The sequence below is a fragment of the Microbacterium sp. ProA8 genome (assembly GCF_039905635.1).
In the GTDB taxonomy this organism is placed as follows: domain Bacteria; phylum Actinomycetota; class Actinomycetes; order Actinomycetales; family Microbacteriaceae; genus Microbacterium; species Microbacterium chionoecetis.
In genome coordinates this window covers 2,505,235-2,519,297 of record NZ_CP157000.1, presented here as the reverse complement: position 1 = coordinate 2,519,297, position 14,063 = coordinate 2,505,235, and the positions used below count along the sequence as shown (strand labels likewise).

The following is a 14,063-nucleotide window of genomic DNA, read 5'->3' as shown; positions in this document are numbered from 1 at the left end:
GCGCTCGGCACCCGGCCATCAGGCACTACGAGAGGCACTCAGCCCATGAGCACGTCCGTCCCGTCCGCGCCCGCCCCGGACGCAGTCCGCCGCGGCTCTCCGCTGCGCATCGAAGGTCTCGGCCTGCAGATCGGCGGCGCGACGATCCTCAAAGACGTCGAGCTCGACATCGCCGCCGGGTCATTGGTGGGCGTCATCGGCCCGAACGGCGCCGGCAAGACCACGCTTTTCAACGTCATCTCGGGGCTGATGAAGCCCACCGCCGGACGCGTGCTGCTCGATGGCCGCGACATCACGACGGCATCCGTGCCGGCGCGGGCCCGGGCGGGACTGGGGCGCACCTTCCAGACGGCGAGCCTCTTCCCGAAGCTGTCCGTGCTCGAGAACGTGCGCCTGGCGGCACAGGTGTCGCTGGGCGGGTCGGGGTCTCTGTTCAGCTTCCCGAGACGGACGGATGCCGCGACCGAGGTCGCGCTGGCGAAGCTCGACGTCGTCGGGCTCGGGCACATGCGCGACGCGTACGCGGGCGACATCTCGCACGGCGACAAGCGCAAACTCGAGATCGCGGTGCTGCTGGCGACGGACTCGAGCATCGTGCTGCTCGACGAGCCGATGGCGGGAGTCGGCTCCGGCGACGTGCCGGGCCTGGTCGAGAACATCCGGGCCATGCAGCGGGAGAAGGGCTGCACTCTGCTGATGGTCGAGCACCACATCGACGTCCTGATGGGTCTCGTCGAGAAGGTCGCCGTCATGTACTTCGGCACGATCATCGCCTACGACACCCCCCAGCGGATCATGGAGGACCCTCTCGTGCAGAGCGCATACCTCGGCAGCGGATCGACGGGGACGGAGGCCGCATGAGCGCACTACCTCCCGGAGGCGGCCGGACCTCGGCGTCACCCGTCCTCACCGTGCGGAACCTCCGCTGCACCATCGCCGGCCAGCAGGTGGTCGAAGACGTCTCGTTCGACGTCCCCGCCACCGGCATCACCGCGGTGCTGGGGCGCAACGGCGTCGGCAAGACCTCGACCCTCCGCGGCATCCTCGGTCTCATCGCGCGCCGCGGCGAGGTGCGCCTCGCCGGCGAGCGCATCGACGGGCTGCCCACCCACAAGATCGTGCGCCGGGGCGTCGGCTATGTGCCGGAAGACCGCGAGGTCTTCGCGAAGCTCACGGTCGCCGAGAACCTCGCGCTCGCCGAACGGCAGCGTCAGCCTCGCCGAGATTTCGTGGCGGAGCTGTTCCCCGACCTGGTCGCCCGGCGCGACCAGCAGGCGGGCACCCTCTCGGGCGGCCAGCAGCAGATGGTGTCGGTCGCGCGAGCGCTGATCAACGACAACATGCTGCTCCTGGTTGACGAACCCACCAAGGGCCTCGCGCCGAAGATCGTCGCCGAGGTCGCCGACGCCCTGCAGGAGGCGTCCAAGACCGTCCCGATCCTCCTCGTCGAGCAGAACCTCGAGGTCGTGCGACGCCTCGCCGACGACGCCATCGTCATCGCCGGCGGACGCGTCGCACACGTCGGGCGCGCTCGCGACATCCTCGACGACGAAGACCTCACCCGCCGCCTCCTCGGCGTCCACGTGGAGCACGAAGAAGCAGGCGATGCGCTGAGCGAGCGGAGCGAGTCGAAGTGAGCACCCTCGTCCTGACCCTCATCACCGGCGTCGGCCTCGGCGCCCTCTACTTCCTCGTCGCGAGCGGCCTGAGCCTCATCTACGGGCTGATGCACGTGCTCAACTTCGCGCACGGCGCCTTCCTGACGCTGAGCGCGTTCATGGGCTGGATGGTCGCGCAGGCGCTGGGCACGGATTCGTGGGGATCGTTCCTGCTGTCGGTGCTCGCCGGCGCCGGCGTCGGCGCCGTCTTCGCGACGCTGACCGAGCTCGTGCTGATCCGCCCGCTGTACGAGCGCCACATCGAGCAGGTGCTGGTCACCGTCGGCCTGTCGTTCGCGGCCGTCGCGCTCTTCGAGGGGATCTGGGGCACCGATCCCATCCACATCGCCGGGCCGCCCTGGCTGAAGCAGACGACAGAGGTGCTCGGCGCCCGCATCCCGAACACGTATTGGGTGCTGATGATCGCCGCCGTGCTCGTGCTCGCCGCGCTGGTGCTGTTCCTTCAGAAGACGCGCTACGGCATGATCATCCGCGCCGGGGTCGAGAACCGGTCGATGGTGACGGCGCTCGGCATCGATGTGCGGCGCTCGTTCACCCTCGTCTTCGCGATCGGCGGGGCGGCGGCCGGCATCGGCGGGGTGCTGGCCATGCACTACTCCACGTTCGTCTCGGCCCACCTGGGGCAGACGCTCCTCATCTTCGCGTTCATCGTCACGGTCGTCGGCGGCCTCGGTTCGCTCACCGGCGCCGCGGTCGCGTCGGTGCTCGTGGCGGTACTCCAGCAGTTCGCCAACTTCTACCTCGGCGGCACCGGCGACTTCATCGTCGTGATCCTCCTGGCGCTCGTGCTGCTGGTACGCCCGGCCGGACTTCTCGGGAGGAAGGCATGATGCGTCGCTACGTTCCTGCCATCGTCGGCGCGGCACTGGTGGTCTTCATGGCCCTGCTGCCGCTGCTGAACCTGTCGCTGCCGGGCATCCTCCCGACGCCCACGTACATGCCGGGCACGCTGGCGCTGCTGTCGCTCTGCATGGTGTTCGCCGCGCTCGCGCTGTCGTACAACCTGCTGCTCGGATCGGGCGGGATGCTGTCCTTCGGCCACGCCCTCTACTTCGGCGCCGGCGCATACGGGCTCGGCATCGCGCTCGAGCACTTCGGCGTGCCGCTGTGGCCGGGAGTCTTCATCGCCCTGATCGGCGGCATGGTGATCGCACTGGTCACCGGGGCCGTGTCGATGCGTGTCTCGGGCATCCCCTTCGCCATGGTCACACTGGCGTTCGCGCAGGCGGGATCTGTGCTCGTGCGCCGCAACTCGCAGGTCACCGGCGGCGAGGAGGGGCTGAGCCTCAACACCGATCAGGTGCCGGACTTCCTCATCGGCGTCGTGAACACACGGAATCTGTACTGGTTCGCGCTCGCGGTGCTCGTCGTCGTGTACCTCGTGACCCTGTGGGTCGACACCTCGCGTCTCGGCCATCTGGCCCGTGCGACGCGCGAGAACGAGCAGCGCGTCCGCGTGCTCGGACTGTCGCCCTACCGCGTGCGGCTCATCGTCTTCGTCATCGCCGCCGGCCTGGCGAGCCTCGCCGGCGTCGCCTACATGCTGCTGCAGTCCGGCACGGTGCCGCGCTCGGTGTCGGCCGACCTGACGATCACGGTGCTCGTGATGGTCGTGCTGGGTGGCGTCGGATTCCGGTGGGGTGCGATCGTGGGCGGTGTGCTCTACACGCTGCTCGATCAGCGACTCACCGTGCTCGCCGGCTCAGATGCCATCGCCGGGCTTCCCGATTGGCTGCGTGTGCCGCTGTCGGAGCCGCTCTTCCTCTTCGGCGTGCTGTTCATCGTGGTGGTGATGTTCCTCCCGGGCGGGATCGCCGGCACGATCGACGCCGCCGCCCGCCGCCGGCGCGGCGAGAAGGTGCGCGGCGCGCTGCGTCAGCTCGACGATGCGGGCGAGACCCCCGAGGCGGTCGCCGCCGGCACCGCCGCGTCCGACAGGGTCCGCGCATGACCTGGAACGCCGACCCCGACATCGACGACGGGCCCCACACGATCGGCCGCTGGATCGTCGACCGCGCGGCGCGCTCGCCCGAGCGCATCGCCGTCGACGACCGCGGCGTGACGACCGACTACGCGACGCTCGCCGGCCGCGCGACCGAGCTCGCAGACGGCCTGCGTCGCGCCGGCTACGGTCCGGGCGATCGCATCGCTACCGTGTCGGGCAACTCGACCGACCACGTCGTCGCCTTCTTCGCGTGCGCCATCGCGGGCATCGCGTTCGTGCCGCTGTCGTGGCGGCTCACGCCGCGCGAGCTGGCCGACGTGCTGACGCGTTCCGCGCCCGCGCTGGTGCTCATCGAAGACGAGCACGCCGCGCTCGCCGGCGAGGCGCTGCGCGTCGCCGATGGCCTCGCCGCCGCTCCTGTCGCCGTTCTCGGCACCACGGGGGTCGAGGCGGCGGTCCCGCGCGCGGCTCGCCCCAGGCCGCGACGGCCGGTGCGCGACGACGACCCGCTGCTCGTGATCTTCACGTCCGGCAGCGAGGCCGCGCCGAAGGGCGTCGTGCTCACCCACGCGAACTGCTTCTGGAACAACCTCGCCCTCGCGCAGGCGCTGCCGCTCAGCCAGGACGACGTCGTGCTCGCGATGCTCCCGCAGTTCCACGTCGCCGCCTGGAACTGCCAGCCGCTGCTCGCCTGGTGGGTCGGCGCGACGGTCGTGCTCGAGCGGTCGTTCCAGCCGACGCGGGTGCTCCAGCTGATCGCCGACCGGCGGGTCACCGCGATGATGGGCGTGCCGACGCAGTACCGGATGCTCGCGGACGACCGCGAATGGGCGACGACCGACACGGCATCCCTCCGCCTCGCACTGGTCGGCGGGGCCACCATGCCCGTCGCGCTGCAGGACACGTGGACGGCGCGCGGCATCACGCTGACACAGGGCTACGGGCTCACCGAGGCGGCGCCGAACGTGCTGCATCTTCCAGCGACCGAGGCGGCGAGCGCTCCCGGCGCCGTCGGACGGCCCTACCCGCACGTGGCGGTGCGCGTCGTCGACCCTTCTTCGGAGCTGCCGCTCGACGGCGCGGCCACCGGTGAGCTCTGGGTGCGCGGGCCCAGCGTGTTCGCCGGATATCTCGGTGACGACGCCGCGACGGCGCGGGCGATGAGCGGTGAGTGGCTGCGCACCGGCGACCTGGTGTCGCGTGACGCGGACGGCATCTTCCGTGTGGTGGACCGCCTCAAGGACATCTTCATCTCCGGCGGCGAGAACGTCGCGCCGGCCGAGGTCGAGTACGCGCTCTGCCTGCACCCGCTGGTGGAGGCAGCCGCCGTGGTGGGCGTGCCCGACGACGTCTGGGGCGAGCGCGGCGTCGCGTTCGTCGTGCCTATGGCCGGAGCTGCACTGTCGGTGGACGAGCTGCTCGCCCACGCGCGTCGCAACCTCGCGGCGTTCAAGATCCCGGTGCACGTCGAACTGGTCGATGCGCTCCCGCGCTCGACGATCGAGAAGCTCGCCCGCTCGCGGCTGCGCGAGCGGGCCCGGAATCTGGTGAGCGCCTCGCAGCAGAGCGCGCAGGGGAAGAGCGGTCGCGCCGTCAGCGGCGCTCCCACGAAGGGGGAATCTCGATGAGCATGTCCGACGAACTCGTCGAACACGAGGAGGAGCTGGTCTCGTCTGCGACCGGGCGGCCACTCACCAAGCGCGGCGAGGCGACCCGGCGCCGCCTGCTCGAGGCCGCGGAGCTCGTGTTCGCAGAGCAGGGCTACCACGAGGCATCCATCGTCAAGATCACCGAGCGAGCAGGCATCGGCCTCGGCACGTTCTACCTGTACTTCGACAGCAAGCAGGCGATCTTCGAAGCGCTCGTGCTCGATCTCAACCGCCGAGTGCGGCACTCGATGTCCGAGGCGATGACCGGGGCCTCGTCACGGCTGGAAGCCGAACGAGCGGGCTTCGCGGGGTTCTTCCGGTTCACCGCGGAGCACCCGGCGCTGTATCGGGTGGTCCGCGAGGCCGAGTTCGTCTCGCCCGAAGTGCTGCGAACGCACTACACGCGCATCGTCGAAGGCTACGAAGCGGGGCTGCGTGCGGCGCAGTCGGCGGGCGATGTCGACCGCGGCCTCGATCCGGAGACGACGGCTTGGGCCCTCATGGGCATGGGTGAGCTCATCGGCATGAGGTTCCTGCTGTGGGAGCGCGACGCCGACGGCAAGCCGCCCGCACAACTCGACCCGGTGGTGTTCGCCGGCATGACACGGTTCATCGACAACGCGCTCGCCCCGCGGGCGGGGGAGGACGACTGATGGCAGAGCAGGACCTCGCGGGCAAGCGCGCGCTGATCACGGGCGGCGCCAGCGGCATCGGCCTCGCCTGTGCGCACGAGTTCGCGGCGCGTGGCGCGCACGTCACCATCGCAGACCTGAACGCGGATGCCGCGACGGATGCCGCCGCCGCTGTCGGCGGCGAGTCCTGGGTCGTCGACCTCGCCGACACCCGCGGGCTCGACGAGCTCACTCTCGACGTCGACATCCTCGTCAACAACGCCGGTATCCAGCGGGTCTCGCCGATCACGGAGTTCGATCCCGAGGCGTTCCGCCTGCTGGTGCGCCTCATGCTGGAGTCGCCGTTCCTCCTGATCCGGGCGGCCCTGCCGGCGATGTATGAGCGGGGCTGGGGGAGGATCATCAACATCTCGAGCGCCCACGGGCTGCGCGCGAGCGCCTTCAAGTCCGCCTACGTCTCGGCGAAGCACGGGCTCGAGGGCCTGTCGAAGGTGACGGCGCTGGAGGGTGCTGCCCACGGCGTGACGAGCAACTGCATCAACCCCGCCTACGTGCGGACGCCCCTCGTCGAGAAGCAGATCGCCGACCAGGCGCAGGTGCACGGCATCCCCGAGAGCGAGGTCGTGGAGAAGATCATGCTCACCGAGAGCGCTGTCAAGCGCCTCGTCGAGGCGGACGAGGTGGCCTCGCTCGCCGGGTGGCTGGCGTCGGAGAAGGCCGGCATGGTCACCGGTGCCTCGTACACGATGGACGGCGGATGGACGGCCCGATGAGTGACGAGACCGCAGGGCACCGCTATCGCGAGATCGACGTCCCCGTCGCGGGCGGCATGCTGCATGCGGGCGTCTGGGAACCGGCGGATGCGCGGCCCGACATGCCCACGGCACTGGTGGTGCATGGGGTCACCGCCTCGCACCTCGCGTGGCCTTTCGTCGTGGACCGCCTGCCCGGAGTGCGCATCGTGGCGCCCGACTTGCGCGGCCGCGGGCGGAGCAACGGCATCGCGGGTCCGGCGGGGATGGCCGCCCACGCCGACGATCTCGCCGCGCTGCTCGATGCGCTCGGAATCGAGCGGACCCTCGTGGTGGGGCACTCGATGGGCGGCTTCGTCTCGGTCGTCTTCGCCCACCGGCACCCGGAGCGCGTCGCGCGTCTGCTGCTCGTCGACGGCGGGCTGCCGCTCGACGTTCCGGCCGGGCTCAGTACGGACCAGCTCGTCGCCGGCATCCTCGGACCGACGGCCGCGCGGCTGTCCATGAGGTTCGCGGACGCGGGGGAGTACCTCGACTTCTGGCGGCGGCATCCCGCCTTCGACGGCGCGTGGACTCCCGAGCTGGAGCGGTATCTCGCCTACGACCTCGTCGAGGACGGCGCCGGGGCATACCGGCCGGCGACGAGCTATGAGACGACCGCCGACGACACCCTCGACATGAATGCGGGAACGTCGCTGCCCGACGCGTTGGCCGGGCTGCAGCATCCCGCCCGCCTCCTCACCGTGCCGCGAGGACTCCAGAACGAGCCTCCCGGGCTGTACGCCCCCGCACACCTCGAGCGGCTGCTCGCCACCTACCCCGGCGTGCAGCATGAGCGGGTCGACGGCTTCAACCACTACACGATCGTCATGTCGCCGGCGGGTGCCGACGTCGTGGCCACCGCCGCTCGCGAGGAGCTCGCGGCGGCCGTCTGACCGGCGCCCGCGTCAGGGATTCAGGAGAAACGCGGTCCACCGCCACTGAGGGCTGCTCTCGGTGCAAGGATCCTGAATCCTCGACGTCAGCGGGCGGCCGCGATGCGGGTGGTCAGCTGGTGGGCGTGGGCCAGGAGGGTGCGACCGAGTTCGGGGAGGCGCTCGGGGCCGAACCGGAACTCCACCCCGGTCAGGCTCAGCGCCCACTGCGGGTGGCCCTCTCGCGTGAAGACCGCCGCGCCGATGCCGTACGACCCCTCGACGATGAGACCGGGGTTCACGGCGTAGCCGCGTTCCTTCGTGTCGCGCAGGCGTGCGCGCAGGCGGGGCTCGCTGTGCGAGGCGCCCCATTCGCGAGGCAGGTCTGCGTGTCGCTCGAAGTAGGCGTCCACATCGTGGGGAGGCAGGAAGGCGAGGATCGCGAGCCCGGCCGACGCCACGCCGAGCGGGAAGCGCACGCCCTCCGACAGCACGAACGAGCGGATCGGGAAGCTGCCCTCTTCGCGCAGCAGGCAGACCGTCTCGTCGCCGCGGCGCACCGAGAGGAACGCGCTCTCCTCCGTCCGCACCGCGAGGGACCGCACGATGTCGCGGGCGAGGGACGTGATGTCGTACCGGGATGCCGCGACCGTTCCCATCAGGAACAGCTCCGGTCCCGGCATCCAGCGTCCGGTGCGATCGTCCTGGTCGACGAGTCCTTCGTGACGGAGGGCCGTGAGAAGCCGGTGCGTGGTGGGCCGGGTGAGGTCGGCGCGGCGTGCGAGCTCGGCCGTCGGCATCCCGTCGCTCCCGGCCGACGTCACCAGCCGCAGCAGCTGCGCGGCCCGCGCGATCGACTGGGCTCCGGGAATGGTGCGTTTTGGCTCGGTGTCCACGATATGGACGCTAAGCCGCCAAAGCTCCACATGGCAAGTGCCGATCTGGCGGGAGAAGCGGATCGAGCGGAGGATCGTCTGCAGAACTCCACGCTTATCGCGTCCTGAGTCGGCGATCGCGCCGGAGCGGTCACTCGGTGCGACCAGCCCGTGGAGTTCTGCAGACGTCATCACGGCCGGTTCATGCGAAGGAGCAGAATGATCGACAAGACCTGGGGCTCGGCGGCCGAAGCGGTCGCCGACATCCCCGACGGGGCGTCTCTCGCGGTGGGAGGGTTCGGGCTCTCGGGCAACCCCATCGCGCTCATCGAGGCGCTGCTCGCGCAGGGCACGAGCGACCTCAGCATCGTGAGCAACAACTGCGGCGTGGATGACTGGGGCCTCGGCATCCTGCTGAACGCCCAGCGGATCCGCAAGATGACGTCGTCGTACGTGGGCGAGAACAAGGAGTTCGAGCGGCAGTTCCTCTCCGGCGAGCTGGAGCTCGAGCTGACGCCGCAGGGCACCCTCGCCGAGAAGCTGCGGGCCGGCGGCGCGGGCATCGCGGCCTTCTACACGCAGACCGGCGTGGGCACGCAGGTCGCCGAGGGCGGGCTTCCGCGGCGCTACGCCGCGGACGGCAGCATCGCCGTGGCCTCACCCGTGAAGGACGTCCGCACCTTCGACGTCGCGGGCACGAGTCGCCCGTACGTCCTCGAAGAGGCGATCGTCACCGACTTCGCGCTGGTGCACGCGCTCAAGGGCGACCGCCACGGCAACCTCGTCTTCAACAAGGCGGCGCGCAACTTCAATCCGCTCGCCGCGATGGCGGGTCGCGTCTGCATCGCCCAGGTCGAGGAGCTCGTGGAGCCGGGCGGACTCGACCCCGACAGCATCCACCTCCCCGGCATCTACGTGCATCGCATCGTGGAGGTCGGATCCGACATCGAGAAGCGCATCGAACGACGGACGGTCTCCGTGGCCCAGGCCGCCGCCCGCGAGATGCCCGAAGGAGCCTGACATGCCGCTCACCCGCAACGAGATGGCGGCGCGCGCCGCGCAGGAGCTCGCCGACGGCGCCTACGTGAACCTGGGCATCGGGCTGCCGACGCTGGTGCCGAACTTCGTGCCCGACGGCGTCACGGTGGTGCTGCAGTCCGAGAACGGCATCCTCGGCGTCGGGCCGTACCCCACCGAGGAGAACGTCGATCCCGACCTCATCAACGCCGGCAAAGAGACAGTGACGACGCTCCCGGGCGCCGCGTTCTTCGACTCGGCCACGAGCTTCGGCATGATCCGCGGCGGCAAGATCGATGCCGCCATCCTCGGCGCCATGCAGGTGTCTGCCGGCGGTGACCTGGCGAACTGGATGATCCCGGGAAAGATGGTGAAGGGCCCGGGCGGAGCGATGGACCTCGTCCACGGCGCCGCGAAGGTGATCGTGCTGATGGAGCACGTCGCCAAGGACGGCTCGGCCAAGATCGTGAACGAGTGCTCGCTGCCCCTCACCGGGCGGGGCGTCGTCGACCGCATCATCACGGATCTCGCGGTCATCGATGTGACGGATGCCGGACTCGTGCTGGTCGAGACGGCCCCCGGTGTGACCGTGGCAGAGGTCGTCGCGGCGACCGAGCCGGAGCTCCTGGTCTCGGATGAACTTAAGGTGGAAGCATGAACCACGACGACGTCGTCATCGTCGCCGCCGCGCGCACTCCGCAGGGGCGACTGAAGGGCCAGCTCGCTCCGCTCACCGCGGTGCAGCTGGGCAGCGCCGCGATCCGCGGCGCGCTCGAGCAGGGCGGCATCCCGGCCGACGCCGTCGATGCCGTGCTCGTGGGTCAGGTGCTCGCCGCGGGCAGCGGGCAGAACCCCGCGCGCCAGGCGGCGGTGGGTGCCGGCATCCCGTGGGAGGTCCATTCCGGGTCGGTCAACAAGGTCTGCCTCTCGGGGCTCACCGCCATCATCGACGGTGCGCGCATGATCGCCTTCGGTGACGCGACCGTCGTGGTGGCCGCCGGTATGGAGTCGATGACCCGCTCGCCCCACCTGCTGATGGGCTCGCGCGACGGCTGGGCGTACGGCTCGATCGAGGTGCTCGACCACATGGCGCACGACGGACTCACCGACGCCTACGACCGCGAGAGCATGGGCGCGTCGACGGAGCGGCACAACGAGCGGTTCGAGATCAGCCGCGAGGCACAGGATGCCGTGGCCGCACGTTCGCACCAGCGGGCCGCAGCGGCGCAGGCGGACGGCGTGTTCGACGCCGAGATCGTGCCCGTCGAGATCCCGCAGCGCAAGGGCGACCCGGTCGTCGTGACGAAGGACGAGGGCGTCCGGCCCGAGACGACCGTCGATACCCTCGCGGGCCTGCGGCCGGCCTTCGCACAGGGCGGCTCGATCACGGCGGGCAACTCGTCGCAGATCTCGGACGGCGCCTCGGCTGTCGTGCTCACGACGCGGTCCCACGCCGACGAGAACGGCTGGAACGTCCTCGCCGCCGTCGGAGCGTCCGGTCAGGTCGCCGGCCCCGACAACTCACTGCACGCGCAGCCGGCACGGGCGATCGAGAAGGCGCTGGCGAAGCAGGGCATCGCGGCGTCCGACCTGGACCTCGTCGAGATCAACGAGGCCTTCGGGGCCGTGGTCGCGCGCTCGCAGGCCGAGCTCGGACTCTCCGACGACATCGTCAACCCGCACGGCGGCGGCATCGCGATCGGGCATCCGATCGGGGCATCCGGCAACCGCCTCGTCGTCCACGCGGTGCACGAGCTGGTCCGTCGAGGCGGCGGCACGGCGGTGGTCGCTCTGTGCGGCGGCGGAGGTCAGGGCGACGCGCTGATCCTCACGCGCTGACCCGGCTTCCCCGGCGATCCCGAGAGGGGAGATGTCCGCACGTCGAACACGCCGACGTCTCCCCTCTCGCGCTGCCGGCGGCCAGGCTCGGGGTCAGCGGTCGACGCGGCGCTTGAGCAGCTTCTTCTCGCGGCCGTGGACGGGGGAGTCGTTCGCGATGACCTCGCCGCGCGACGCCCGGCGCACGTCGACGATCGCGCCGATCGCGAGGGCCAGCGTGATGCCCCAGCTGAGCCACCCGAGCGCCATGCGCCAGGTGAACGGCTCGTGCTCGCGAAGGCCCCTCAACAGCGTCAGCCCGCCGGTGAATGCGGTGAGGATGCCGGTGCCGAAGACGTACTTGCGCATGAGGCCACGTTAGCGCGGGACCGGTGACGGACGCGCCCCTTGACATGGGCACGCCTCGCACGTCAAGGGCGCTCGGGCCGGAGGGGCGCGCTGTTAGCCTGGGGCCGTTGCCGAGTCCACGAACCGTCAGGAGACCGCGTGACGGACCCCCACCCTCCCGCCCCACCCGAGCGCATCGCCGAACTGGTCGTCGTCGCCAACCGCCTTCCCGTGGATCGCGTCGTGGACGGCGACGGCGAGGCAGGATGGCGGCGCTCGCCCGGTGGGCTGGTGACCGCTCTCGAGCCGGTCATGCGACGGGCGGACGGCGCGTGGGTGGGATGGCCCGGCCAGCCGGACATCGAGGTCGACCCGTTCGAGTTCGAGGGCACGCATCTCGTCCCGGTGATGCTCACCTCCGAAGACGTCGAGCTCTACTACGAGGGCATGTCGAACGACACCTTCTGGCCGCTGTACCACGACGTCATCGCCGAGCCGCGGTATCGCCGCGTGTGGTGGGACGCGTACGTCAAGGTGAACCGTCGCTTCGCCGAAGCCGCCGCAGCGGTCGCCGCGGACGGCGCGACGGTGTGGGTGCAGGACTATCAGCTGCAGCTCGTCCCGCAGATGCTGCGCGACGCGCGCCCCGACCTCACCATCGGCTACTTCCACCACATTCCCTTCCCGGCATACGGGCTCTACTCGCAGCTGCCGTGGCGCCGCCAGGTGCTCGAGGGGCTGCTGGGCGCGGATGTCATCGGCTTCCAGCGCGTCGCAGATGCGGGCAACTTCGCTCGAGCCGTGCGTCGCCAGCTGCGCTACGACACCAAGGCCTCGGGCATCACCGTCCCCGGCGCGAACGGCACCAGCCGGCGGGCCCTGGCGAAGGCGTTCCCCATCTCCATCGACGCCTCGTCCTACATCGAGCTCGCCCGGCGCGACGACGTGCGTGCTCGGGCGAAGGAGATCCGCGAGAGTCTGGGCAACCCGAAGAAGATCCTGCTGGGCGTCGACAGGCTCGACTACACCAAGGGCATCCGCCACCGCATGAAGGCCTTCGGCGAGCTGCTGGAGGACGGCAAGATCGCCGTCGAGGAGGTGACCCTCGTGCAGGTCGCGAGCCCGAGCCGGGAGCGCGTCGCGGCGTACATGCAGCTTCGCGACGAGATCGAGCTCACCGTCGGCCGGATCAACGGCGACCACGACACCATGGGCCACACCGCGATCCGCTACCTCCATCAGGCCTACCCCCGCGAAGAGATGGTGGCGCTGTTCCTCGCCGCCGACGTCATGCTGGTCACCGCGCTCCGCGACGGCATGAACCTCGTCGCCAAGGAGTACGTCGCCTCCCGCATCGACAACCGCGGTGTGCTGGTGCTGAGCGAGTTCGCCGGCGCCGCCGATGAGCTGCCGAGCGCGGTGCGCATCAATCCGCACGACATCGACGGCATGAAGGACGCGATCATGCGTGCCATCGACATGCCGTCCGCCGAACAGGGCCGCCGCATGCGGGCACTGCGCCGGAAGGTGGTCGAGAACGACGTCGCGCGCTGGTCGCGGTCCTTCCTCGACGCCCTCGACGGCGCACGCGAACGCAACAGGTTCCCCGCCCTCAACCGGGCTGCGGAGGCGAACGCATGACGCTCGATCTCGCCGACGACGTGCGCGAGGCGATCGCCGGCGTCGCGGCATCCGATCTCCTGCTCGTCGCGCTGGACTTCGACGGCACCCTGTCACCGCTCGCGGACGACCCGATGGCGGCACGGATGCTGCCTGCCGCGCGCGAGGCGGTGAGTGCCGTGGTCGCCGCACCCGACACCGTCGTGGCGCTGGTCTCGGGGCGCAGCCTCGTCGACCTGCGGGTGATCGCCGAGCACGACGACGCCTCGCGCGTGCTTCTCGCCGGATCCCATGGTGCCGAGTTCTGGAGCCCGGACGAGGGGCTGCGGACCCACGGCGAGGACGAGGGCGATGTGACGCTGCGCGACGCGATGCGGGCGCACGCCGAGGCCGCGACCGCGCACCTGGAGGGCGTCTGGATCGAGCCGAAGACCTTCGGGTTCGGCGTGCACACCCGACGTGCCACCGCCGAGGCCGCCGCAGAGGCGAACCGACTGGCGGATGAGATCGTCGCGGCGGAGGCCCCGCATTGGCGACGGCGCACCGGACACAACATCGTCGAGTTCGCCTTCCGCCACGAGGGCAAGGACTCCGCGATCGCGGAGCTGCGCGAGCGGTTGGGTGCCACGGCCGTGCTCTTCGCGGGTGACGACGTCACCGACGAGGACGCCCTGGCGAGCCTGGGCGCGGGTGATCTGGGCGTGCGGGTCGGCGACGGGCCGACAGCGGCCGCCGTGCGCGTGCCCGACATCGCCGCCCTCGCCGACCTCCTCACGGTGCTGGCGACGGAGCGGACGCGCGCTCGCGGGTGAAC

The 14,063-nt window shown here is 70.7% G+C and carries 15 protein-coding genes; 13 read left to right on the top strand and 2 right to left on the bottom strand.

Annotated elements, in window-relative coordinates; all coding sequences use genetic code 11:
* Positions 1-45: 45 nt before the first annotated feature.
* Genes ABG085_RS11220 through ABG085_RS11185 form a run of 8 tightly spaced genes read left to right on the top strand, consistent with a single transcriptional unit; the run spans position 46 to position 7,592 of the window.
* The gene (locus ABG085_RS11220) at positions 46-861 is read left to right on the top strand and encodes an ABC transporter ATP-binding protein (protein WP_347975825.1); all 816 of its coding nucleotides are present in this window, start codon (positions 46-48) and stop codon (positions 859-861) included.
* Positions 858-1,637 carry an ABC transporter ATP-binding protein gene (locus ABG085_RS11215; protein ID WP_347975824.1) on the top strand — a complete coding sequence of 260 codons (780 nt, stop codon included), beginning with the start codon at positions 858-860 and terminating at the stop codon, positions 1,635-1,637. Before ABG085_RS11220 ends, ABG085_RS11215 begins: the two co-directional genes overlap by 4 nt.
* On the top strand, positions 1,634-2,509 hold the full coding sequence (locus tag ABG085_RS11210; protein WP_163617423.1) for a branched-chain amino acid ABC transporter permease: 876 nt from the start codon (positions 1,634-1,636) through the stop codon (positions 2,507-2,509). Before ABG085_RS11215 ends, ABG085_RS11210 begins: the two co-directional genes overlap by 4 nt.
* Positions 2,506-3,630, top strand: coding sequence for a branched-chain amino acid ABC transporter permease (locus ABG085_RS11205; RefSeq protein ID WP_347975823.1), 1,125 nt, complete (start codon positions 2,506-2,508; stop codon positions 3,628-3,630). Before ABG085_RS11210 ends, ABG085_RS11205 begins: the two co-directional genes overlap by 4 nt.
* The gene (locus ABG085_RS11200; protein ID WP_347975822.1) at positions 3,627-5,252 is read left to right on the top strand and encodes an AMP-binding protein; all 1,626 of its coding nucleotides are present in this window, start codon (positions 3,627-3,629) and stop codon (positions 5,250-5,252) included. The genes ABG085_RS11205 and ABG085_RS11200 overlap by 4 nt, the downstream gene beginning before the upstream one ends.
* A 2-nt stretch (positions 5,253-5,254) precedes the next feature.
* Positions 5,255-5,926, top strand: coding sequence for a TetR/AcrR family transcriptional regulator (locus tag ABG085_RS11195; RefSeq protein ID WP_347979175.1), 672 nt, complete (start codon positions 5,255-5,257; stop codon positions 5,924-5,926).
* Positions 5,926-6,678 carry a 3-hydroxybutyrate dehydrogenase gene (locus tag ABG085_RS11190; RefSeq protein WP_347975821.1) on the top strand — a complete coding sequence of 251 codons (753 nt, stop codon included), beginning with the start codon at positions 5,926-5,928 and terminating at the stop codon, positions 6,676-6,678. Before ABG085_RS11195 ends, ABG085_RS11190 begins: the two co-directional genes overlap by 1 nt.
* Positions 6,675-7,592, top strand: coding sequence for an alpha/beta fold hydrolase (locus ABG085_RS11185; RefSeq protein WP_347975820.1), 918 nt, complete (start codon positions 6,675-6,677; stop codon positions 7,590-7,592). Before ABG085_RS11190 ends, ABG085_RS11185 begins: the two co-directional genes overlap by 4 nt.
* An 86-nt stretch (positions 7,593-7,678) precedes the next feature.
* Here the strand turns inward: ABG085_RS11185 and ABG085_RS11180 are convergent, their stop codons facing one another.
* On the bottom strand, positions 7,679-8,467 hold the full coding sequence (locus ABG085_RS11180; protein ID WP_347975819.1) for an IclR family transcriptional regulator: 789 nt from the start codon (positions 8,465-8,467) through the stop codon (positions 7,679-7,681).
* Positions 8,468-8,665: 198 nt separating this feature from the next.
* Here ABG085_RS11180 and ABG085_RS11175 point away from each other — a divergent pair, with 198 nt between their 5' ends.
* From ABG085_RS11175 to ABG085_RS11165, 3 genes are read left to right on the top strand one after another with little or no spacing between them, the layout of a single operon-like run.
* Positions 8,666-9,466 carry a CoA transferase subunit A gene (locus ABG085_RS11175; RefSeq protein ID WP_347975818.1) on the top strand — a complete coding sequence of 267 codons (801 nt, stop codon included), beginning with the start codon at positions 8,666-8,668 and terminating at the stop codon, positions 9,464-9,466.
* A gap of 1 nt (position 9,467) precedes the next feature.
* On the top strand, positions 9,468-10,121 hold the full coding sequence (locus ABG085_RS11170) for a CoA transferase subunit B (protein WP_347975817.1): 654 nt from the start codon (positions 9,468-9,470) through the stop codon (positions 10,119-10,121).
* Positions 10,118-11,302, top strand: a complete 1,185-nt coding sequence (locus tag ABG085_RS11165; RefSeq protein ID WP_347975816.1) for an acetyl-CoA C-acetyltransferase — start codon at positions 10,118-10,120, stop codon at positions 11,300-11,302. The genes ABG085_RS11170 and ABG085_RS11165 overlap by 4 nt, the downstream gene beginning before the upstream one ends.
* Positions 11,303-11,395: 93 nt before the next feature.
* Here ABG085_RS11165 and ABG085_RS11160 read toward each other — a convergent pair whose 3' ends face one another.
* Positions 11,396-11,650 carry a hypothetical protein gene (locus ABG085_RS11160; RefSeq protein ID WP_347975815.1) on the bottom strand — a complete coding sequence of 85 codons (255 nt, stop codon included), beginning with the start codon at positions 11,648-11,650 and terminating at the stop codon, positions 11,396-11,398.
* A 138-nt stretch (positions 11,651-11,788) separates the two neighbouring features.
* Between ABG085_RS11160 and ABG085_RS11155 the strand changes: the two genes are divergently transcribed.
* Both ABG085_RS11155 and otsB read left to right on the top strand, forming a co-directional pair.
* Positions 11,789-13,270, top strand: a complete 1,482-nt coding sequence (locus tag ABG085_RS11155) for a trehalose-6-phosphate synthase (RefSeq protein WP_347975814.1) — start codon at positions 11,789-11,791, stop codon at positions 13,268-13,270.
* The gene (gene otsB / locus ABG085_RS11150; RefSeq protein ID WP_347975813.1) at positions 13,267-14,061 is read left to right on the top strand and encodes a trehalose-phosphatase; all 795 of its coding nucleotides are present in this window, start codon (positions 13,267-13,269) and stop codon (positions 14,059-14,061) included. Before ABG085_RS11155 ends, otsB begins: the two co-directional genes overlap by 4 nt.
* Positions 14,062-14,063: the final 2 nt, after the last annotated feature.

Bases quoted from the DNA above. Each gene is read 5' to 3' on its own strand.
- ABG085_RS11165 (WP_347975816.1), top strand. From the start codon at position 10,118: ATGAACCACGACGACGTCGTCATCGTCGCCGCCGCGCGCACTCCGCAG.
- ABG085_RS11175 (WP_347975818.1), top strand. From the start codon at position 8,666: ATGATCGACAAGACCTGGGGCTCGGCGGCCGAAGCGGTCGCCGACATC.
- ABG085_RS11160 (WP_347975815.1), bottom strand. From the start codon at position 11,650: ATGCGCAAGTACGTCTTCGGCACCGGCATCCTCACCGCATTCACCGGC.
- otsB (WP_347975813.1), top strand. From the start codon at position 13,267: ATGACGCTCGATCTCGCCGACGACGTGCGCGAGGCGATCGCCGGCGTC.
- ABG085_RS11205 (WP_347975823.1), top strand. From the start codon at position 2,506: ATGATGCGTCGCTACGTTCCTGCCATCGTCGGCGCGGCACTGGTGGTC.
- ABG085_RS11200 (WP_347975822.1), top strand. From the start codon at position 3,627: ATGACCTGGAACGCCGACCCCGACATCGACGACGGGCCCCACACGATC.
- ABG085_RS11215 (WP_347975824.1), top strand. From the start codon at position 858: ATGAGCGCACTACCTCCCGGAGGCGGCCGGACCTCGGCGTCACCCGTC.
- ABG085_RS11185 (WP_347975820.1), top strand. From the start codon at position 6,675: ATGAGTGACGAGACCGCAGGGCACCGCTATCGCGAGATCGACGTCCCC.
- ABG085_RS11190 (WP_347975821.1), top strand. From the start codon at position 5,926: ATGGCAGAGCAGGACCTCGCGGGCAAGCGCGCGCTGATCACGGGCGGC.
- ABG085_RS11195 (WP_347979175.1), top strand. From the start codon at position 5,255: ATGTCCGACGAACTCGTCGAACACGAGGAGGAGCTGGTCTCGTCTGCG.
- ABG085_RS11220 (WP_347975825.1), top strand. From the start codon at position 46: ATGAGCACGTCCGTCCCGTCCGCGCCCGCCCCGGACGCAGTCCGCCGC.
- ABG085_RS11170 (WP_347975817.1), top strand. From the start codon at position 9,468: ATGCCGCTCACCCGCAACGAGATGGCGGCGCGCGCCGCGCAGGAGCTC.